The organism is Acinetobacter sp. ANC_7682 (genome assembly GCF_056779795.1).
This window is the reverse complement of record NZ_JBWYIQ010000004.1, coordinates 69,212-86,825: the sequence shown is the minus strand read 5'-3', so window position 1 is coordinate 86,825 and position 17,614 is coordinate 69,212. Positions and strand designations below refer to the sequence as shown.

The window sequence follows — 17,614 nt, the reverse complement described above, 5'->3', positions numbered from 1 at the left end:
TCCATTGCAAAAAATCACCCACATATCATTTAGGGACAAAAATAGTGTTCGAATGATGAAAACTACAAATAAAATAAAAGTCATAGCGTTATTTGGGTGTGTGAATTTTCTAATATTCTCGCCACAGGCTTCTGCAGGTCAAACAATCTATCAGCTGAAAGATTCAAACGGCACTACCGTACTGACCAACCGCAAAAACAAATACAACCATCTTAAAGTTGAAAAGAAAACCTACTATCCAGATAGCAATATTCATAGTTACAGCAATTGGGGAAGCAACGAAGCATCTGTTCTCCCAAGCCATAGTAAAAATCGAAATGCGTTTGATGGCTATATTCGCCAAGCAGCTCAACGACACGGCATTTCTGAAGGACTCATTAAAGCGGTGATGCACACAGAGTCTGGTTTTAATATACATGCACGCTCCCCTGTTGGTGCTCAGGGTCTTATGCAATTGATGCCTGCGACTGCACAACGATTTAATGTCAATAATGCATATGATCCTGAACAAAATATTTTCGCTGGTGCAAAATATTTGGCTTGGCTATTGAAACGCTTTAATGGCAATACGCAATTGGCATTAGCGGGTTATAATGCTGGCGAAGGAAATGTTGCTAAATATGGTGGAATTCCACCCTTTCGTGAAACTCAAGATTATGTCAGACGTGTACTCAGTCGTTACAATAATTTATACGCCAATGGTGTAGGCTCAAATCCGACCAATAGTTATTCAGCTTCAGCATCCTCTAAGTCAAGTACACCGAGCTATAACAATCAGAATTTATCAGCTCAAGTGACTGCACCAGCTAAACCAAAGTCACCTCCTCGCCAAATTATTGTGGCCGCTGATGGCAGTTTTACTGACGCACCAGCTGGTTCATATTCTACAAATAATGCCACAGCATCAGCGAAAATCTATATTTCGAATTAATATCAATTTTTTCGTTATATTTTTTATTTTTTTCTTGAAATTTTCCCTATTCGAAAGCATATTTGACGTAGGTTTTTTAATTCAAAAAGCTTATTAAATTTTATTTATAAGAGGATTTTCTCGATGATGCGGATTGGTTTGTTTTTGCTGACCAACCTCGCGGTACTGGTGGTAGCTGGCATAATCTTGTCACTCTTCGGTGTCGGTAGTTACCATGGCGCGGGTGGCTTGAATCTTGGCAATTTACTTGTGATCTGTTTTGTCTTTGGTATGGTGGGTTCTTTAATCTCCCTATTCATGTCAAAGTGGATTGCAAAGAAAACCACAGGTACAGAGTTAATTGATCCCAATGCTCCACGCAACCAAGCGGAAGCATGGTTACTCAATGAAGTGGCACAACTTTCTCAACGTGCTGGTATTAAAATGCCAGAAGTTGGTATTTTCCCATCTTATCAATCAAATGCTTTCGCAACTGGTTGGAACAAAAACGATGCTTTAGTCGCTGTTTCAACAGGCTTATTGGAACGCATGAATAAAGATGAATTACGTGCAGTGTTGGCGCATGAAATTGGTCACGTTGCAAATGGTGACATGGTCACCCTTGCTTTAGTGCAAGGTGTAGTCAACGCGTTTGTGATGTTCTTCGCGCGTATCGTCGGCGACTTTGTAGATCGCAACGTATTTGGTCGAGAAGAAGGTGAAGCACCGGGCTGGAGCTATTTCCTCATTACAATCGTGTTAGATATCGTATTCGGTATTCTTGCTTCGGCAATTGTCATGTGGTTCTCTCGCTATCGTGAATATCGTGCTGATGAGGCTGGCGCGCGTTTAGCAGGTAAACAAGCCATGATCAGTGCATTACTTCGCTTGCAAGCAGAAACTGAAATGCCAGATCAAATGCCTAAAGAAATGAAAGCGTTCTCAATTTCATCAGGTCGTGAAGAAGGATTCAGCCTTGCTGCACTCTTCCAAACACACCCAACAATTGAGCAACGTGTAGCAGCATTACAACAACTTGATTGTCCTTAATCGGCATCTAAAAAAAGCCTCCATACGGAGGCTTTTTTAATGGACTCAATCTATAAGACTTTAAATAGATTGAAACCATTGCCATAAGAACGTGACACCAAACCATAAGGCAACACCAAAAATAATTAAAAACAGAAGACCCAGTAAATCAGGAATATGAATCCAAATCCATGCCACGACAGGATTTCGCCAGAAGGCAGAGTTCTGCTGTTTACGCTCTAAGTTTTCATGTAAAAATGGGTGTACCACATGATGGTCTGAATGAATCTGATACTCTTCACGAATATGATCATGAACCACATCTAAAGCCTTGCGACTCGGTCGAATAAACACATCAAAGAGTGTACCTGCAACAGGGATTAAACCTACTACACCATCCATCACAGCAAGTTTAAGCACGCCATTCAATTTAGATTGGGGCACACCGATTTTTCGAGCTTGTAATACTGCATAACACGTAAGTACAAATCCAGCTACGTCACCCGCCACAGGAATCGTACTCAATGCTGCATCAGCCCCTACCCCTTGTTTAGTGAATGGAATTCTTACGACGGAATCCATCATGTTTGCGAACTTGGCAAGATCGCGTTCCATTTTGATGACTTCAGCTTGGGTTAATTTATTTTTATTTGTCATTTAAGCAACATCCTGCAAAGATACTCCATCAGTCATAGCCTTAGAATAAGAGTTGTGAAGCAATAAATAAATAGACCAATACACCAGTTGCATCACATATTGAAGTGACCAAGGGTGCAGATGCGCTTGCGGGATCGAGTCCTAGTTTATTGAGTACAAATGGTAAACTCATCCCGATCAGACAGCCCATCATGACAATACCCATCATACTGATCGCAAGCACTAAAGCGACCATCATATCTCCACGGATATAGCCAAGAATTGAAACAGCTGCAGCCATCGTTGTACCCAAACATAGAGCAACCATCGCTTCACGACCAAGCAACACAAACCAATCCTTGGCTTTTACATCGCCAGTTGCGATTGCTCGAACCATCAAGGTTGCAGATTGGGAGCCTGCGTTACCACCACTCCCAACCAATAGCGGTAAAAAGAAAACCAAAACAATATGCGCAGCAATGATGTCTTCATAATGGGCGATCCCAATACTCGAAAGTAGGCTGCCAAAGACCAGAAACACTAGCCAAAAAACACGTTGTCTAAATAACAATAATATTGGTGCTGAACGAATACTGATATTTTCTTTAAGCTCTACCGCCCCACTTTTCAAAAAGTCCTCGGTAAATTCTTCTTGGAATACATCCATAGCATCATCATAAGTGACGATACCGAGTAGATGATCATCATGATCTAAAATGGGTAAGGCGATAAAATCATAGTGGCTTAATTTTTTTGCCACTGATTCCTGATCCTCATCTACCCGTCCGTAAATGACCTCAGTGGTCATGACTTCTTGGACTGTTTTATCCAAAGGTGCTTGCACAATTTCTCGAAGAGAAATTACACCCTCAAGTTTCTGAAATTGATTGGTAATATAGATCAGATATAAGGTTTCAGTATCTTTGGCGGAATGACGCAAAATCTCTAAAGCTTGTTGCATTGAGATGTCTGATGGCAAAGTGACATAATCAGATGTCATGATCGCACCAGCCGTTTCCTCAGCATACAGTGCCAAAGATTGAACTTGCTGCTTTGTTTCTCGATCTAAATTCGCAAAAACAAATGTTTTTATTTGATCCGGTAAAGCTTTGTACAAATCAGTTCGAGCATCTGAATGCATTGAACGAATTAACTGGACTGTACTTTTACCGTCCATTTTTTTAACCAACTGTACTTGATGATTGAGTGGCAAAAACTCAAATACATATGCTGCGTTTTCTAAATGGTGGATAAGTTGTATTTGTTGATCAATTTCTAATTGCTGTAAATACAAAGCCAAATCTGCAGGATTAATCGTATCCGCAATATGATCAATCTGAGCGACATCAGAATTGATCAATGCTTGTTGTAATGCTTCAATTTTATGATCTTGTTTAATTTGATCCATAATCGCTTCATTTATTATCGTTTAGAATTACGCAAGGCATGCTAACACTAATTGAAAATGTTAGTGCGTATTGATCTTGTCAAAAACTGATATTTAAAAATGGATTAAATCAACCGCAGTACCATACTCTTTATACTGCGGATACCACATTAAGTTTCAGATGCTGATTTTGATTTATATTTAAAAATATTCCGAACGATAACAAACATAAAGGGAATAAAGGCTAGAACTAAAATTGTGCCGAAAATTACCCCACCAAGGACACTGACACCAATTTCTTGACGACTGGCAGCACCCGCACCTGAAGCAAATACCAAAGGTATAACCCCTGCACCAAAAGCAAGCGAGGTCATTAAAATTGGACGTAAGCGCAAACTTGCACCTTGTAAAGCAGCAGCAATCGCGTTAGCTCCACGCTCCTGAGCCATTGCCGCAAATTCAACAATTAAGATGGCATTTTTACATGACAACCCAATCGTCGTAAGTAACGCAATTTGGAAGTAAATATCGTTTGGAAATCCGACCAACCAACTAAAAATAATATTACCGCCAATACCCAATGGAATAGCAGCAATCACAACAGAAGGTATCGACCAACTTTCATATAAGGCAGCTAAACATAGAAAGATAAAGCCAACAGAGATGAGATAAAGCCAAATGGCTTGTGTACTCGATTGTTGCTCTTGAAACGATAATCCACTCCACGCTAGCCCAACCCCGTCCAATTGATCAACCATAGACTTGATATCACGCATTGCAGCACCACTGCTCACATTTTTTGCAGTGTCTGCTTCCATTTGTAGCGCGGAATAACCTTGGAAACGAGTCACCACATCAGGGCCTCCATCCCAATCCACAGTGGCAAAATTACCAAATGAAATCATTTGATTTTGATTATTTCGTACAGACCACAAATTGAGATCTTCAGGCTTTGAACGATACTCGGCATCCCCCTGCATCATGACGCGTTTAATACGTCCGCGATCAATAAAGTCGTTCACATAAGAACCACCCCAAGCTGCAGCCAAAGTGCTATTAATCGCAGATTGTGAAAGACCATTCGCCATCACTAATTTTTGATTGATATTCACTTTCAATTTGGCTTTATCTGGATTAGAGCGTTTGCCCAAATTTTCAAAAGTCGTGAAGTTGATTGCCTGTCGTTCTAGCGCTTGAAATTGATCTTCTAAATACTGTCGTCCTTGTCCATTTAAATCTTGCAGCCAAAACTCGATGCCGTTTGTATCGCCAAGACCACTTACAGAACCTGGCAAACTCACCATAATCCGAGCGCGACTGTCTTTTCTAAAGAACTCCATCGCTCGTTCACGAATGGATTGTGCAGAGTTTGCCTCACCTGGACGATCATCCCAATGATGTAATGCTACAAATCCTGTTCCTAAATTTTGACCCGTTCCTGAAAAATTTCGTCCATAACGAATTTGAACCAACCTAACATTCTGTTTTTCTTGTTCAAGAAAATACTCTCGAATACTTTCACCAACAAGCTGACTTTCTGTCATAGGTGCGCCTTCAGGTAAACTGAATTGGACACTGATAAAACCTTGATCTTCACTTGGAATAAAGCTGGTTGGAAGCGACTTATAAAACAAAGCAAAAATCACAATTAACCCAGAAAAACTGGTTAAAACGATCCATTTTAGTGACAGGCTTTTTTCAACCCACTTTAGATAATGCAATCGTAATGATTCCATTTTTGTATTAAACCATGTCGCCCATTTTGCTTCTTGTTGTTTAGGTTTAAGAATAATCGCACACAATGCTGGTGTGAGAATTAACGCGACCAACAATGACAGTGACATGGCTGCAATCAAGGTAATTGAAAACTGACGGTATATAACTCCTGTCGATCCTGTAAAAAAAGCCATCGGAATAAATACTGCAGTTAGCACCACTGTAATTCCAATTAAAGCCCCCGTCATCTCTTGCATAGATAAGATAGACGCTTGCTTTGCAGATAGCCCCTTTTCATGCATCAAACGTTCGACATTTTCGACCACCACAATTGCATCATCTACAAGTAATCCAATCGCAAGAACTAATGCAAAAAGTGTCAATGTATTGATGGTCATTCCGAGCGCAAATAAGACGGCGAAAGTACCCAAAATAACAATTGGAACCGTGACCGTTGGAATAAGTGTTGCGCGCCAGCTTTGTAAAAAGATAAACATGACCAACACGACCAAGATAATGGCTTCAACTAAGGTCTTTACAACTTCTTTAATGGACTCTTGAACAAACGGCGTGTTATCTCGTGGGTAGACAATTTGATAGCCTTCAGGAAGTTTTTTCTTAATGTCCTCAAGTACTTCTTTAATTTTAGCTGAGGTTGCAAGAGCATTTGCACCAGATGACATTGAAACAGCCAAGCCTGCTGAAGGTGATCCATTAATGGTATTAAAAGCTTGATAATTTTCAGCACCTAACTCAATGTGTGCTACATCTTTTAAATAAATAAAACTTCCATCAGGGGTCGCTTTGACAATGATATTTTTAAATTCATCGACTGTTCTTAGTCGTGATCCAGCGGTAACTTTTGCATTAAGATACTGGTCTGCTACTGTCGGTAAATCTCCGATTCCACCTGCAGCAACTTGTGTATTTTGTGCTTCAATTGCGGCACGAATATCACTAGGCATCAACTGATATTGTTTCAATAAGTTCGGATCTAGCCAAATACGCATGGCATATTGAGAACCAAAGACATCAACCTCACCAACACCTTCTACACGCGCAATTTCTGGTTCAATGTGATCAGCCAAATAATCTGACAACGCAATATTATTACTTTGGTTCGTAGTGTCATATAACCCCACCACCATAAAGGTGTCACCTAAGGATTTATAGACATTGACCCCTTGACGCTGCACGTCTTCAGGCAAACGATTGATCACCCCATTAATGCTATTTTGAACTTGGACTTGTGCTGTGTCTGGATCAGTTCCGTTTTCAAAACTTAAACTAATTCGACTATTCCCAGATGCATTACTGGTAGAGCTAAAATAAAGTAAGTTATCAATTCCTTTAATTTGTTGTTCTATGACCTGTGTGACACTTTCCTCAACTGTTTCGGCATCAGCTCCTGTGTAAGTTGCTGATACAGTAATTCTTGGCGGAGCAATATCAGGATAGCGTTCTACCGGTAAGCTCATCACCGCAAATATACCAATTGCCATGACAATAATCGCAAGTACGCCAGCAAAAATAGGTCGTTCAATAAAGAACTTAGATAACATAGTCGTTAAGCCGTCAAAAGAATTCTAGAAAGTGTTTTCATTAAAATATATAAAAATTTAATTGATATTCAGTGACTATGAATAAAAAAACAAGAACTAATAACAGAAACGATCAACATTGATCGAATTAAGAAGAAAATATGAAGCCCTCACCTATGAACCGCTTATCTGATCTTTCAAAAAAAAATATGCGCAATTTCTCAAAAGTAAAAAATTTCTAAAATTACGCAGCATTAATGCCATCACCCCCTCCCAATTTGAGGATAGTCATATTCAATTTTTTAAAACTATATTCGAGGTACAAAAATACGAATGATTTGGGGGAAATGATGAAAAAAGCTCTTATAACACTGGCGCTCAGTACCTGTTTAGCAGCTTGTGGTGGTTCGGATAAATCCGCAAAAAATGATGATCAGATTAAAATAGGAATACTGACTGACAGCCCAGTAGCAGGTGCGACATATATCGTGAATGGCAATAATGACAATGCGAAGAAGACCAATGCAAATGGGGAGTTTGAATATCGAGATGGAGATGTCATTACATTTAAAATTGGTGATATCGAAATTGGTACCGTACAAGGTTTAGCTCGTGTGACACCAAATGAACTCGTGAATGAAGATTTAAATGCAGATGAACGTAACAAGAGAATTATCAATCTACTGATTTTTTTACAATCATTGGATATCGATGAGGATAAAGAGACCATACAAATCCCAGATGATGTTTCAAATTTCTCGCCAACATCGATTGATTTCAGCAATGCGACAAGTGATTTTAGAGAGCGACTTCAAGGTCAAATTATCAATATTCCTGAAATTGCCTCCAATATAGTAGTCAGTGAAGAGCAAGCTAATGAACATTTTAGCAGCTCACTGCTCAAAGATATTCAAGGCGTATGGTATGCAAAAAATGATGAGTCTGAAATTGTGTTATTTATTGGAGAGAATGGCGAATATATGCTCGGTGAACCAATCCCGAACGAGCCTAATAGTTCTTCAAATGGCATGGAATACGCCAAAATAAATCTAGATGCCCTAAGTGGAAGTTTATACGCTTCTTCAATAAATATTACTACGCCTGTGATTGATACCAATGAAGATTGGGGACTTCTCGATCATGGGGAATCGCGTTCAATGAAACTATCTTTTGATGGTTCTATACTTAAGATTTCTGAAGCTGAAAATCCTGATGAAAGTGCAGAGTTTACGCGAGTTCCTCGAAATAATAGTGGAATTGTAGGCGCATGGCAGTCCTCAAGTGGTAAACAAATTTTCGTATTTAATTCTAATAACACTTTTATTATGGTTGATGCTGTTGGCGATGATCAACCAGATCCATATGACGGACCTTGTGGTGGCCCTGGTATTGAGTATGGTCGTTATCAATTACGCGACAACAAGCTCTTTGTTACCACGCCCCTCAGCATTGATACAAATGGTTGTGCTGGATTATCCAATACAGACGCGCATTTAGGCTTACCATTACAAATTTCTACTCAAAGTTTAAGCTTTACCGTAGCAGATGAAGGCACATTTACACTGACCAGAATGAATTAATTTTATCCCCCTTCAACATCTTCGTTAAAGGGGGATTATTCAATATGCTGAAAAGCATCAATAAATTCGATCAAAATCCGCATCATTTCAGCTTGTGAGGAGCATCCTAACTTCTGATAAATCGTTTTCAGATATGTCCGCAGTGAACTCAGCGTAATCCCACATTTCAAAGCAATATTTTCAAGATGCTGATCGTCCATAAAATGCTGACAAATTTCAATTTCTCGAGCTGTCAGTTGGAATGTTGACTTCAGTAATATTTTAGACAAGCGTTTTCGATCCTGCATTTTTGATAAGAATAATGCAACTTGATTATTGTCTAAGATCATTGAATCTGACAGCACCTTAAGTGGTGAGACTGTGATTAAGTAAGCAGATTGATGTCGATCGCTATATAACTGCATTGCACCCCCAACTTCTTCTTGATCATGCCTCTCTAATGAATAACGCTCATTCTTTTTGAATGTGCTCTGCACCAATTTTTTTAATTGAGCATTATAAGGCTCGATTATTTTTAATCTGTTATGCAAATCTATTTCAATCATACTCGTATCATTCAAACAATCCTTCGCATACTGATTCACAAATCTCACTTCTAGATTAGATTGAACGACGAGCACACCCACATTCAACTTATCTAAAATTTCGGTGTAATTACTTCTATCATTTTGAAGAAGCTTAATTTGTCGATGAATTTGAATCGCTCTTCTAAAGTGTTTTGCGAGTCTTTCTAAACTTTGTAATTCAGCAGTATCATAAGCAGCTTCATCTGATGGTCGATGTACCGCAAGCACGCCCCATTTATATTTTCCATACTCTAACAATACCCCACTGAGATAACAGATGTTTGAAGGAACTAAACAATATTCATAAAAGTTCTTCAAATCCTCATTATCTGTTTCAGCATATGATCGACAATCAATTTGATAGGCATGCTCTAATCCATAGGTATTCATTAACTGACCGTGAATACGCATGTCTACGACATCTAAGTTATACGTTTGATAATTTTGAATTCCATCAATCGGGATATTAATGGTGTAAATAAAATTTTGTTCGGGCCGAAGCTGATCAAAGTAAGTAAAGATCGCCGTTGAACTCTGTGTAAATTCCACGACCTGTTTTAAAACATTTTCCCAGTGATGTGGCTTTAAGGCAGCCTCATAAATTTCTTCTATGATTTGATTTTCTTGAACAGTTAACATCATCACCCCCAATCATGGTGTTAATGTTCCATTAGATTAGCACTCTACTAGGCTTTTATTCAATATTTACAATAGTATTCAAATATTTATCAGACAGATGACAAAAAAATCCCCGCTTAAAGCGGGGATTTTTTAGGCTGTGGGATGAATTACATCATACCGCCCATACCACCCATACCGCCCATGTCAGGCATAGCTGGTTTATCTTCTGGGATCTCTGTAATCATGCACTCAGTTGTTAACATTAAGCCCGCAACAGACGCAGCATGCTCAAGTGCAGAACGAGTAACTTTCGCTGGATCAAGGATACCCATCTCTAGCATATCGCCGTATTCACCAGTCGCAGCGTTATAACCGAAGTTGCCTTCGCCATTTTTAACTGCATTAATCACTACAGATGGTTCATCACCTGCGTTAGATACGATTTGACGAAGTGGCGCTTCAATCGCACGACGAAGGATGTTGATACCTACGTTTTGATCATCGTTAATACCCGTTACACCGTCAAGTGCTTTAGCTGCACGTACTAATGCAACACCACCACCCGCAACAACACCTTCTTCAACAGCAGCACGAGTTGCATGAAGAGCATCGTCTACACGATCTTTCTTCTCTTTCATTTCAACTTCAGTTGCAGCACCGATTTTGATCACTGCTACACCGCCTGCTAATTTAGCAACACGCTCTTGAAGTTTTTCTTTGTCGTATTCTGAAGTTGATTCCTCAATTTGCGCACGAATTTGTTGAACACGCTCAGCAATTTGATTCGCATCGCCTGCACCATCAACAATCACTGTGTTTTCTTTAGATACAGTTACTTTGTGTGCAGTACCTAAATGTTCAAGTGTTGTTTGATCTAACTGCATACCGATTTCTTCAGAAATTACAGTACCACCAGTTAAGATCGCGATATCTTGAAGCATTGCTTTACGACGATCACCGAAGCCTGGTGCTTTAACAGCACATACTTTGATGATGCCACGCATGTTGTTTACAACAAGCGTTGCAAGTGCTTCACCTTCAACATCTTCAGCGATGATTAGAAGTGGTTTACCTGTTTTCGCAACTGCCTCAAGAACAGTAATCAACTCACGGATGTTGCTTACTTTCTTATCAACAAGAAGGATAAATGGGTTTTCCAATTCAGCAGTCAATGTATCTTGTTTGTTTGCGAAGTATGGAGAAATATAACCACGGTCAAACTGCATACCCTCTACAACATCTAGAGAATCTTCAAAGCCTGAACCTTCTTCAACAGTGATTACACCTTCTTTACCCACTTTTTCCATCGCTTGAGCGATCAGTGAACCAACGGTCGTATCAGAGTTCGCAGAAATCGAACCAACTTGTTCAATCGCTTTCGAATCAGATGCTGGTTTAGCCGTTGCTTTAATATCTGCAACAACAGCTTTAACTGCAATATCAATACCGCGTTTCAAGTCCATTGGGTTCATACCCGCAGTTACTGACTTGATCCCTTCGTTCAAAATTGCTTGAGCCAAAACAGTTGCCGTTGTAGTACCGTCACCTGCGATGTCATTTGTTTTAGAAGAAACTTCACGAACAAGTTGAGCACCCATGTTTTCAAACTTGTCTTTTAATGTGATTTCTTTCGCTACAGAAACACCATCTTTAGTGATGTGTGGCGCACCGAATGAACGATCGATAACAACGTTACGGCCTTTAGGACCAAGTGTAACTTTAACCGCATCTGCAAGGATATTCACACCTGCGATCATTTTTGTGCGAGCTGAATCACCAAACTTAACGTCTTTAGCTGACATATTTGACTCCGAATATTATTAAAATTACTAAATCTGATTGATTAAATGAGTAGTATTAAAAAGAATCAATTAGCCTTCTAAAACAGCTAAAATATCTGACTCTTTCATGATTAATAGTTCTTCGCCATCTACTTTCACAGTTGTTCCTGCATAAGTACCAAACAATACCTTGTCACCTACTTTTACATCTAAAGCGCGAACGCCATTGTCAGTGATCTGACCATTACCAACTGCAATAATTTCACCTTGAGCAGGCTTTTCTGCAGCAGAACCTGGCAATAAAATGCCGCCAGCTGTTTTTGTTTCTTCTTCAACACGACGAATTACTACACGGTCATGTAATGGACGAATGTTGCTCATAAAAATACTCCATCAGACTAAGTCTTTTGATTAATAGTCGTGATCTTAATTTCCTTAGATCACCACCAAAATTATTTGATGTCACTTTTGTGGGGATGGAAAAAATTGCTTCAAGGGGAAAATGAAAAAAAATTTAATTTTTTGTATTTTTTTTAGGCATTTCGATAATTTAGCCTTCATTCCGATTTGCAACTAAATAAAATTTCTTGAATCTCGAATCAAAGCGATATTCACGCACCTTCAGTTTTTCATCAATTAGATTAAAACTATTAGAAAAGTCATGATGTAAACGATGTGACGTAGCGGTACCTGCATGAATATCCAATATTGGATGCTGAGCATTAAGTTGGAAAATCTTATTCAGATCATAAACAGCAGATACATGTAAATGACCATGTAGAATTGCATTCAACCCTGAGCTTGCCCATGTCTTTAGGGCTTTTTCAGTATTTTTAGGACGATCTTTAGACATATTTATACCGTGATCACCACTATAGAAAGGTTGATGCGTAAGCAGAATTTTTAATTTATCTTGAGGAGCCAATTTCATTTTTTGATCAATTTCCTGAATTTGAAACTCAGTAATACGACCTTTCGTATGGTACTTAGGATGAATTGTATTGATTCCTATAATATAAAAATGCTCAGTTTCTAAGGTCTGTTCCATTTCACCAAAAAACAACTTATACCGATGAAACGGACTTAAAAATCTGCGCCATAAATGAAACAAAGGAATATCGTGATTACCCGGAATCACAATATAAGGAACATTAAGTTCTTCTAGAAATTTTTTGCAGTGATAAAACTGTGAAAATCTTGCCCTTTGAGTGAGATCACCACTGACCACAACAGCTTCGATCAAATGTTCTGCAACAAAGTGAGCAATTGCATCTAAACAGTCTTGTTGCTCAGTTCCAAAATGCAAATCAGACAAATGTAAAATCATTGTGGCACCATTAAGGTCAGTGCATTTCTTTCAACATGAATATCTAATGGTGAATCCAGTTGAATAATTTCTCCATCGATTGCTACTGTCATTTTTTTTTGATGAGAACGTATTCGCACATGATCCGCACTAAAACTATATACGTCTGCTGCCTGATCTAATTTTCCACGAATGAGTTGGATGAGTGTTTTAAAAATACTCAGCTTATCCGTGCGAGCAAGTACAACTCCCGCAACCCGACCCTCTTCTGCCGTTTTAGCGATATTGAGGTTCATTTCTTTTAATTGAAGTTGGTTATTGCCTAAAAATAATAAAGGAGTTTTAACTGCATAATTCACACCATCCACCTCAATTTCTAACTTTAATTCTTTACGATCACGAATCAACACATCTAAGCCAGAAGTATAGGCATGTAATGGTAGACGCCCTAGTTTTTGGTTATATAACTCTCTTTTTTTAATAAACAATGGATAAAGACCCAAACTCGCATTATTTAGATAAATGGCATCATTAATTTTTGCCACATGTACCGCTTTAGGCTTACCTTCAACCACCAGTTTTGCAGCTTCGAGAATATCTAAAGGAATATTCAAAACCCGTGCAACATAATTGAATGTCCCTAAAGGTAAAATTACCAAAGGGATGGTTTGATGTAATAAATAATTAGCCACAGAATTTAACGTTCCATCCCCGCCAGCAACCACAATCACCCCCTGATTATCGTGATTTAAATGTCGAAGATGAACTTTTTCAATGAGTGCTTGAACACTCATTTCTGATGCAATATCAAAAACTTGTATTTCAAAACCTAGATCTGTCCAGTAATGCATGAGTTGCTCATAAATTTGATCATTATTGGTGGCATGGAATCCAGATTTTTCATTAAAAATCATAGACAAAGGCTTAAGCATTGAATTCATTTTATGGCTTTAAAAATTGAATTACTTTAAAATTTCGTCTATTTACTACTCAATTAAAAGCCAATTTATGTAATTTTTAAATGATGTTCATTTAATTTTTCGATGATGAGAATTGATCTCATAATTTAATTAAGTTTTTATTTTAAATAAATATTTTAACTACAAATACCAAACATAAAATTTAAAAATGAATAAGAAATTACTCATTTTTTAAAAAAATATCAAATAATTACATAAACTTAACACCAAACAAGTCTTAAGCACTATTTAAGCCTTTGGTCTTATTTTTTTTAAGAAAATATGCTTTAATACAGCCACTTTTTTTTCATACTGAATCTAGAGTCTGCAAACCAGCATCTAGATATTATTTGTACACCACATTGTACACTTTTGATATAGGCCTCACCATGACCCAAGTGAACGCACCAGAATTCGTTCGTCACCCTAAGCTTATTGCTTGGGTGGAAGAGATTGCTAAACTAACAAAACCAGCAAAAATTGAATGGTGTGACGGTAGCGCAGAAGAATATCAACGTTATATCGACTTGATGATCGCTAACGGCACAATGCAAGCGCTTAACCAAGAAAAGCACCCTGGTTCATATCTTGCAAACTCTGATCCTTCTGACGTTGCTCGTGTTGAAGACCGTACTTTTATCTGCTCTGAAAACAAAGAAGATGCTGGCGCAACTAACAACTGGGAAGCTCCAGCGGTTATGCGTGAAAAATTAAACGGTTTATTTGACGGTTCTATGAAAGGTCGTACTTTGTACGTTGTACCTTTCTCTATGGGACCTTTAGGTTCTCATATTGCTCACATTGGTATCGAACTTACTGACTCTCCTTATGTTGCAGTCAGCATGTCTAAAATGGCTCGCATGGGTAAAGCTGTTTATGACGTTCTAGGCACTGATGGCGAATTTGTTCCATGTGTACACACTGTAGGTGCACCATTGGAAGAAGGTCAAAAAGACGTTGCTTGGCCTTGCAACAAAGAAAAATACATCGTTCATTATCCAGAAACTCGTGAAATTTGGTCATTTGGTTCTGGTTATGGTGGTAACGCATTGCTTGGTAAAAAATGCTTAGCATTACGTATCGCATCATTCATGGGTCGTCAGCAAGGCTGGTTAGCTGAACACATGCTCATCCTTGGTGTGACAAATCCACAAGGTGAAAAACACTACATCGCAGCTGCATTCCCATCTGCTTGTGGTAAAACAAACTTTGCAATGTTAATTCCACCAACAGGTTATGAAGGTTGGAAGATTGAAACTGTAGGTGACGATATTGCTTGGATCAAACCAGGTGAAGATGGTCGCTTATATGCAATCAATCCTGAAGCAGGTTTCTTCGGTGTAGCTCCTGGCACAAATACAAAGACGAACCCGAACTGTATGGCTACGCTTCATAAAGACGTGATCTATACAAACGTTGCCGTGACTGACAACGGTGAAGTATGGTGGGAAGGTCTTTCTAAAGAAGCACCTGCCAACCTAACGAACTGGAAAGGTCAACCACATACTGGTGAAGAAAAAGCAGCTCATCCAAATGCGCGTTTCACAGTTTCAGCTGGTCAATGCCCTTCTATTGATGCTGACTGGGAAAATCCAGCAGGTGTTCCAATCTCTGCGTTCATCTTTGGTGGTCGCCGTGCGGACACAGTGCCTCTAATTTCAGAAGCATTTGACTGGGTTGACGGTGTTTATAAAGCTGCAACGATGGGTTCTGAAACAACTGCTGCTGCTGTTGGTCAACAAGGTATTGTTCGTCGCGATCCATTTGCGATGCTTCCATTTGCTGGCTACAACATGGCTGACTACTTCACACATTGGTTAGAAATGGGTGAGAAAGTTGGCGAGAAAGCTGCAGCTGCTGGTAACAAGCTTCCTGGTATTTACAACGTGAACTGGTTCCGTCGTGATGCTGAAGGCAACTTTGTATGGCCTGGTTTCGGTCAAAACATGCGTGTTCTTGAGTGGATTATCGATCGCTGTGAAGGTCGTGCTGACGCTGTTGAAACTCCAATTGGTCGTGTTCCAACTTACGAACAGTTGAACTGGACTGGTTCAGACTTTACGAAAGAGCAATTTGACCTTGTGACTTCTCAAGACAAAGAGCAATGGATCAAAGAACTCGAAAGCCACACTGAATTATTCAACAAACTTGGTGATCGTTTACCAGAAGCGTTGAAAAAACGTCAAACTGAGCTTTTAGAAGCGGTTAAATCTGCTTAAGTATGATGAGAAAAAAGGTCACTTCGGTGACCTTTTTTTTACTTCAAACAAACTGAATAAAGTGTATTTAGTAACGTTTATTAGTACCAATAAGTTGTCACACTTATGGCATACTGATTTAAACAGCTTATTAGGATCAAATAATGAAAAAAATAGAAATGATTGGCTCTTGTTTAATCGTACTTATGCTTACAGCCTGTCAATCTGTTCCGAGACAGCACAATGGAGCTACAGGATATCAAATTGAAAACAAATCAGAAAATTTTGCCACTATTTCGTATACCCTCTCTGCACGTGCCAACCAAAATATTGATGAACACAAATTGCAACGCACTTGCCAACAAGTTTTAGGACATACTCAACAGTATAAAACCACCATTTTGAGTGTAAATGAAATTGCTAATCCCAATTACAAAACTCAAGAAACTCAACAGGTTCAAATTGGCCAATCACGAACATCATTCGGACTCTCAAACACTCAAAGTCTATACAGCAATGAAGACTACAATACACGTCTTTCTTTAGAAACTAAGCCTAGTCTCTTACAAGTCGTTCGCTTTAACTGCACACTCTAAACTTAAGACACTCAATGTACTTCATTGAGTGTCTTATAAAAACTGACATTTCTAAATTCAGGTGATTCATCTAAGTCTGGCCATGTCGTTGCACTGCGCTCATCAAGCTTTTCATATTTCGGATGACTAAAGTTTTTCACACGACTATCCGCCACCCATACCTCGGGTGCAAATTTTAAAAACTCATCTAAGAAGAAACGGTTGCACTGGTCATATAACACATCAGCCGCCAACAAGATATCAACTTGCTCAGCTTTATATAAGTCATCCAAATATTCAAGCTCAACATCATTCAATTCAGCATTGGCACGACACGCATCCAAACTAATTTGATCAATGTCACAACAAATGACACGTTTTGCCCCAGCCATTTTCGCCGCAATCGCAACTACGCCTGAACCTGCGCCAAAGTCTAAAACCACTTTGTCTTTCACATGATGCGGTTCAGCCAATAACCATTGTGACATTGCTAAACCTGATGCCCAACAGAAAATCCAATATGGCGTATCATTCCAAATTCGACGAATAACTTCATCATCTAGCTTATCGGTTGGAAAAACTGGTGGAATGAGCCAAAGTGAAATTGGTGTATCAGGCAATTGCTGTGCATGAAGTTCACAATGTGGAATCACATCATTTAAGGCTTTGAGTAAATGTTCAGGCGCTTTAGGAAATTGGAAAGTACAGCTCATTTAGATTCTTTTAATTGGTATTTATATCTTTCAGGAATCTTCCCTAACCCTCTTTAGAAAAAAAAGACACTTCAATTTTAGATTTGAAGTTTATCC

The 17,614-nt window shown here is 38.9% G+C and carries 14 protein-coding genes; 5 read left to right on the top strand and 9 right to left on the bottom strand.

The features are described from left to right. The first annotated feature begins 73 nt into the window (after window positions 1-73). Window positions 74-931: a lytic transglycosylase domain-containing protein gene (locus AC1M9D_RS02800; protein ID WP_416202016.1), complete on the top strand. Its 858-nt coding sequence runs from the start codon at window positions 74-76 to the stop codon at window positions 929-931. Window positions 932-1,054: 123 nt separating this feature from the next. Then, window positions 1,055-1,960, top strand: coding sequence for a protease HtpX (gene htpX, locus AC1M9D_RS02795; protein WP_035266954.1), 906 nt, complete (start codon window positions 1,055-1,057; stop codon window positions 1,958-1,960). Window positions 1,961-2,020: 60 nt separating this feature from the next. Here htpX and AC1M9D_RS02790 read toward each other — a convergent pair whose 3' ends face one another. From AC1M9D_RS02790 to AC1M9D_RS02780, 3 genes are all read right to left on the bottom strand, one after another. Next, complete coding sequence (locus AC1M9D_RS02790) at window positions 2,021-2,596, bottom strand: DUF4112 domain-containing protein (RefSeq protein WP_035266953.1); 576 nt, start codon at window positions 2,594-2,596, stop codon at window positions 2,021-2,023. Between the two features lie 40 nt (window positions 2,597-2,636). Beyond that, on the bottom strand, window positions 2,637-3,974 hold the full coding sequence (gene mgtE / locus AC1M9D_RS02785) for a magnesium transporter (protein ID WP_481593205.1): 1,338 nt from the start codon (window positions 3,972-3,974) through the stop codon (window positions 2,637-2,639). A gap of 158 nt (window positions 3,975-4,132) precedes the next feature. Beyond that, complete coding sequence (locus AC1M9D_RS02780) at window positions 4,133-7,240, bottom strand: multidrug efflux RND transporter permease subunit (RefSeq protein WP_481611454.1); 3,108 nt, start codon at window positions 7,238-7,240, stop codon at window positions 4,133-4,135. Window positions 7,241-7,569: 329 nt separating this feature from the next. On the opposite strand from AC1M9D_RS02780, the gene AC1M9D_RS02775 reads away from it, so the two are divergent. Next, a complete protein-coding gene (locus AC1M9D_RS02775) occupies window positions 7,570-8,799 on the top strand; it encodes a hypothetical protein (RefSeq protein ID WP_481611453.1) in 1,230 nt (409 codons plus the stop codon). 35 nt (window positions 8,800-8,834) lie between these two features. On the opposite strand, the gene AC1M9D_RS02770 is transcribed toward AC1M9D_RS02775, so the two are convergent. From AC1M9D_RS02770 to AC1M9D_RS02750, 5 genes are all read right to left on the bottom strand, one after another. Continuing rightward, complete coding sequence (locus AC1M9D_RS02770) at window positions 8,835-10,004, bottom strand: LuxR C-terminal-related transcriptional regulator (RefSeq protein ID WP_481588543.1); 1,170 nt, start codon at window positions 10,002-10,004, stop codon at window positions 8,835-8,837. Window positions 10,005-10,153: 149 nt separating this feature from the next. Further along, complete coding sequence (gene groL / locus AC1M9D_RS02765; RefSeq protein WP_035266940.1) at window positions 10,154-11,788, bottom strand: chaperonin GroEL; 1,635 nt, start codon at window positions 11,786-11,788, stop codon at window positions 10,154-10,156. Between the two features lie 69 nt (window positions 11,789-11,857). After that, window positions 11,858-12,148 (bottom strand): co-chaperone GroES, encoded by a 291-nt coding sequence (locus AC1M9D_RS02760; protein WP_004810787.1) that lies wholly within the window; start codon window positions 12,146-12,148, stop codon window positions 11,858-11,860. A gap of 169 nt (window positions 12,149-12,317) precedes the next feature. After that, on the bottom strand, window positions 12,318-13,094 hold the full coding sequence (locus AC1M9D_RS02755; protein WP_180028130.1) for a metallophosphoesterase family protein: 777 nt from the start codon (window positions 13,092-13,094) through the stop codon (window positions 12,318-12,320). Further along, entirely contained in the window at window positions 13,091-14,014 is a 924-nt protein-coding gene (locus tag AC1M9D_RS02750; protein ID WP_180028129.1) for a diacylglycerol/lipid kinase family protein, read from the bottom strand. Before AC1M9D_RS02750 ends, AC1M9D_RS02755 begins: the two co-directional genes overlap by 4 nt. 407 nt (window positions 14,015-14,421) lie before the next feature. Here AC1M9D_RS02750 and AC1M9D_RS02745 point away from each other — a divergent pair, with 407 nt between their 5' ends. Together AC1M9D_RS02745 and AC1M9D_RS02740 are read left to right on the top strand one after the other, a co-directional pair. Further along, window positions 14,422-16,251: a phosphoenolpyruvate carboxykinase (GTP) gene (locus AC1M9D_RS02745; protein ID WP_481611452.1), complete on the top strand. Its 1,830-nt coding sequence runs from the start codon at window positions 14,422-14,424 to the stop codon at window positions 16,249-16,251. Between the two features lie 143 nt (window positions 16,252-16,394). Continuing rightward, window positions 16,395-16,826, top strand: a complete 432-nt coding sequence (locus AC1M9D_RS02740) for a hypothetical protein (protein ID WP_481593189.1) — start codon at window positions 16,395-16,397, stop codon at window positions 16,824-16,826. A gap of 11 nt (window positions 16,827-16,837) precedes the next feature. Here AC1M9D_RS02740 and AC1M9D_RS02735 read toward each other — a convergent pair whose 3' ends face one another. Then, window positions 16,838-17,518, bottom strand: a complete 681-nt coding sequence (locus AC1M9D_RS02735) for a class I SAM-dependent methyltransferase (protein ID WP_481611451.1) — start codon at window positions 17,516-17,518, stop codon at window positions 16,838-16,840. Window positions 17,519-17,614: the final 96 nt, after the last annotated feature.

Excerpts from the sequence above, each read along its gene's own strand:
- htpX (WP_035266954.1), top strand. The coding sequence starts at position 1,055 with ATGATGCGGATTGGTTTGTTTTTGCTGACCAACCTCGCGGTACTGGTG.
- AC1M9D_RS02790 (WP_035266953.1), bottom strand. The coding sequence starts at position 2,596 with ATGACAAATAAAAATAAATTAACCCAAGCTGAAGTCATCAAAATGGAA.
- AC1M9D_RS02780 (WP_481611454.1), bottom strand. The coding sequence starts at position 7,240 with ATGTTATCTAAGTTCTTTATTGAACGACCTATTTTTGCTGGCGTACTT.
- AC1M9D_RS02775 (WP_481611453.1), top strand. The coding sequence starts at position 7,570 with ATGAAAAAAGCTCTTATAACACTGGCGCTCAGTACCTGTTTAGCAGCT.
- AC1M9D_RS02770 (WP_481588543.1), bottom strand. The coding sequence starts at position 10,004 with ATGTTAACTGTTCAAGAAAATCAAATCATAGAAGAAATTTATGAGGCT.
- groL (WP_035266940.1), bottom strand. The coding sequence starts at position 11,788 with ATGTCAGCTAAAGACGTTAAGTTTGGTGATTCAGCTCGCACAAAAATG.
- AC1M9D_RS02760 (WP_004810787.1), bottom strand. The coding sequence starts at position 12,148 with ATGAGCAACATTCGTCCATTACATGACCGTGTAGTAATTCGTCGTGTT.
- AC1M9D_RS02755 (WP_180028130.1), bottom strand. The coding sequence starts at position 13,094 with ATGATTTTACATTTGTCTGATTTGCATTTTGGAACTGAGCAACAAGAC.
- AC1M9D_RS02750 (WP_180028129.1), bottom strand. The coding sequence starts at position 14,014 with ATGAATTCAATGCTTAAGCCTTTGTCTATGATTTTTAATGAAAAATCT.
- AC1M9D_RS02745 (WP_481611452.1), top strand. The coding sequence starts at position 14,422 with ATGACCCAAGTGAACGCACCAGAATTCGTTCGTCACCCTAAGCTTATT.
- AC1M9D_RS02740 (WP_481593189.1), top strand. The coding sequence starts at position 16,395 with ATGAAAAAAATAGAAATGATTGGCTCTTGTTTAATCGTACTTATGCTT.
- AC1M9D_RS02735 (WP_481611451.1), bottom strand. The coding sequence starts at position 17,518 with ATGAGCTGTACTTTCCAATTTCCTAAAGCGCCTGAACATTTACTCAAA.